Here is a 3549-nt window from a genome sequence, read left to right on the forward strand (position 1 = left end):
CAGGCGGGGGCTGCGCATCAGCCCTTCCCAGCGCGCCGCCCAGCCATCGCGATTGCCATGCGCCCGCCATACGCCGTGCTGCTGCGCCTCGCGCACCGGCACGCCGGCCGCCCGCGCCCAGCGCCGCACCGCCTTGTCGCGGGCAAAACTCCACAGATTGCCGGTTTCCTCGTGGGCGTGGAGGGCGCTGATCCCGTGCGCGGCATGAAGATCGTGTAGCACCTGGACGGCATCACCCACCCGCACCACCAGCCGGGCACCGCGCGCGGCGAGGCTGAGATCCAGATCGGCCAGACATTCCGCCAGAAAGCCATACTGCCGCCCGCTGGCATCCGGCTGCTGCCACAGTTCCGGCTCGACGATGTACAGCGGCAGCACTGGCCGGCCGCTGGCGCAAGCAGCGACCAGCGGCGCATGGTCGTGCACGCGCAGGTCACGCTTGAACCAGACGATCTCCATGCCGGCCGGTGTAGCCGCTTTGTTCCGCGCCCGCAGGTGCCAGCCTGTCGCAGCCGGTTGGCAGCGCGGGTGCTGCGTGCCAGACAGGCGCCCTGGCCGGTCAAGGGGGACAAATATGCGCCGCTTCATTCTCACTGCCGCTGCGCTGGCCGCCTGCGCCGCGCTGCCAGTGCACGCCGCGCCGGGGGACCGCACCGAACGGCTGCTCGGCGAACTGGCCAATGCGCCCGGTGCGCCGGGGTTTGAAGAGCCGGTGCGTGCCATCGTGGTGCGCGAACTCGCGCCGCTGGCGCAGAAAATCAGCTATGACGGGCTGGGCAGCGTGATTGCTCAGCATGGCAGCAAGGGCCCGCGCATCATGCTGGATGCCCATATGGACGAAGTGGGCGGCATGGTGCGGCGGGTGACCCCGCAGGGCTTCCTCACCATGCAGATGCTGGGCGGCTGGCTCGATCAGGCGCTGGTGGGCCAGCGCTGGACGATCATCGGCGCCAAGGGCCCGGTGACGGCGGTGACGACCATCCGCGATGTGCATGTGACTCCGCAGGATGAACGCACCCGCGTCACGCCGCGCACTGCCATCTATCTGGATGTCGGCGCCAAATCGGCGGCCGACGTCGCGGCGCTGGGCATCGGCCCCGGAGACCAGGTGGTGCCGGATGCGCCGTTTGCCGCGCTGGCCAATGGCCGCCTGCTCGGCAAGGCCTGGGATGACCGGGTTGGCCTGGCCGTGGTGATCGAGGCGCTGCGCCGGCTGGCCAGCGACGGCCACCCCAACCAGCTGTTCATCGCCGCCACCACGCAGGAGGAAACCGGCCTGCGCGGTGCCCACACGGCGGCCGATGTGATCAAGCCCGACATCGGCATCGCCATCGAAGGCGGCGTGGCCGGCGATCAGCCCGGCCTCAACCCGGATGAAACCCAGGCCGTGCTCGGCGGCGGGCCGGGCATCTTCCTCTTTGATTCATCGGCCCAGCCCAACGCCAAGCTGGCAGCGCTGGTGGCCAGCACGGCCGCGGCGATCAAGGTGCCGCTGCAGAAAGACCTGGTGCAGGGCTATGGCGATGATTCGGCCGAGATCCAGAAATCCAACGGCGGCGTGCCCACCGTGAACCTGGTGGTGCCGGCGCGCTATACCCACGCCCACAACGGCATCATCGACCGCGCCGATTTCGACCGCACAGTCGATCTGGTGGTGGCGCTGATCAAGCGGCTGGATGCCGCAACGGTGGCCGAGTTGCGTGACTTTACACCATCGCGCCGGTAAGGCGACGCCCATGACGACGACCCTTTACGGCATCCCCAATTGCGACACGGTGAAGAAGGCGCGGGCCTGGCTGGCATCCGCCGGGATCGCCCATGATTTCCACGATTACAAGAAGGCCGGCGTGCCCGCCGCAGCGCTGGCGCGCTGGGTGGAGCGCTGGGGCTGGGAGACGGTGTTGAACCGCGCCGGCACCACGTTCAAGGCGCTGCCGGAGGCCGACAAGCAGGGGCTGGATGCGGGCAAGGCCACGGCGCTGATGCTGGCCAACCCGTCGATGATCAAGCGGCCGATTGTCGAAGCCGATGACGTGGCACTGATCGGTTTCAAGCCTGAGGCGTGGACGGAGGCATTCTGAGATGGCGCGCTGGCTGGTGAAATCGGAGCCGTTCAAATACAGCTGGGACCAGCTCAACAAGGACGGCCAGACGATTTGGGATGGCGTGCGCAACAACCAGGCCGCCATCTATCTGCGGAGCATGAAGGTCGGCGACGAGTTGTTCTTCTATCATTCGAACGAGGGCCTCGCGATCGTCGGCATCGCCCAGGTGGTCGGCGAGCATTTCATCGATCCCAGCGATCCGAAAGCCCGCTTCCCGGCGGTGTTGGTTGGCCCGAAGGCGCCGATGCCGCGCCCGGTCACGCTCGCCGAAATGAAGGCCGAGCCGCGGCTGGCCGGAATGGCAATGTTCCGCCAGTTCCGCCTGTCTGTGGTGCCGATCACGGATGCGGAATGGGATGTGGTGATGGAACTGGCCGAAAGATGAGAAAGCGTCCCGACTTCCAGGCGGTTCAACAGACCTTACAGTGGCAATCCTGGTACGTTCGGAGCTGCCGTGCCAGGAGCGGTATGGTTGGACTTGCGGGCGGTCAACGCTGGATATCCGCGTTGAGAGCGAAGGCTCGTTGGCGACGCATGTACGGCTCGGCGTCAAATCATCAGGCGTTTCTGCGATTCCAGAATTATGTAACAGGGCCGGAACCGGAAGCCTGGGTGTTGGAACGCTGTAGGCGCCGCATCTATGCGGCGGTCAAGCGAGGCGAAACGCAAGCGGCAATGGAGCGCCGCAATTTGTTTGATCCGCTAAAGTCCCTTCGCAGGTCCAAAGCGCGTTAGCATCGGCGTTGGCTCGGTCCCGCTCGACCCTGCTTCGGTTGTTAGCAAGCTCCTTGGCCTGATGGCGGGGAAACTGCTGGCATTATTAGCCAGGAGCGTCTGGTTCCTTGCAGGTGTCAGGCAGTTCAGGCCGGCCACGCTCCTGGTCTTTGCTGTTGACGCCTGGGTGTGGCTATTCAGCGCCCTGACGCTTGGTCTGCCGCCGACTCGGCCTCAACCCAGATCAGCCCAGAGGAAACTGACGGCGACGCCCAGCATCACCAGCGCAAACAGGCGGCGCACCAGCCGCATCCGCGCTGCATCCTGCAACAGGGCCTGCGCCCGCGCAGCCGCGGCGACGATGGCGATGTGGATGGCCGTGGCGATGGCAGCACTGATACAGGCAAGCACCAGCGCGCTCTGCAGCCCCAGCGTGTGGCCAGCCATGAACTGTGGCGCCACCACCACGAAGAAGACATAGGCTTTCGGATTCAACAGGTTGATGAAGGCGCCAGTGAGGAAGGCGCGCCGGGCGCCATTATCGGCAGCCGGCGCTGCCACCGGCCGGGCGGCACCACGCCAGGCATCTAGCGCCAGCCAGGCCATCATCGCCGCGCCCGCCAGCCGCAGGCCGGTCCACAGTTGCGGCGCCGCCTGCAACAGCGCGGCCAAACCGAGCGCCGCCAATATGCCGTTGGCCAGCAGCCCCAGCGCCACGCCGGTCACCGCG

At 66.8% G+C, this 3549-nt stretch carries 5 protein-coding genes; 3 read left to right on the forward strand and 2 right to left on the reverse strand.

The genetic code is table 11. The annotated features are described in order from the left end of the window. Positions 1-459, reverse strand: a 459-nt coding sequence (locus GJ693_RS14780) for a deoxyribodipyrimidine photo-lyase (protein WP_197042238.1), incomplete at its 3' end; no start/stop codon positions are given. Positions 460-574: 115 nt separating this feature from the next. Between GJ693_RS14780 and GJ693_RS14785 the strand changes: the two genes are divergently transcribed. The 3 genes from GJ693_RS14785 to GJ693_RS14795 are packed head-to-tail and all read left to right on the forward strand — an operon-like array spanning position 575 to position 2490. Continuing rightward, complete coding sequence (locus tag GJ693_RS14785; protein ID WP_156257027.1) at positions 575-1726, forward strand: M42 family metallopeptidase; 1152 nt, start codon at positions 575-577, stop codon at positions 1724-1726. A gap of 10 nt (positions 1727-1736) precedes the next feature. Beyond that, complete coding sequence (locus tag GJ693_RS14790; protein ID WP_156257028.1) at positions 1737-2081, forward strand: arsenate reductase; 345 nt, start codon at positions 1737-1739, stop codon at positions 2079-2081. Position 2082: 1 nt separating this feature from the next. Beyond that, positions 2083-2490, forward strand: a complete 408-nt coding sequence (locus tag GJ693_RS14795; protein ID WP_156257029.1) for an EVE domain-containing protein — start codon at positions 2083-2085, stop codon at positions 2488-2490. 563 nt (positions 2491-3053) lie between these two features. On the opposite strand, the gene GJ693_RS14800 is transcribed toward GJ693_RS14795, so the two are convergent. Then, positions 3054-3549: LysE family translocator (locus GJ693_RS14800; protein WP_156257030.1), on the reverse strand; the 496-nt coding region annotated here is incomplete at its 5' end.

This window comes from Sandarakinorhabdus oryzae (genome assembly GCF_009733735.1).
In the GTDB taxonomy this organism is placed as follows: Bacteria; Pseudomonadota; Alphaproteobacteria; order Sphingomonadales; family Sphingomonadaceae; genus Sandarakinorhabdus; species Sandarakinorhabdus oryzae.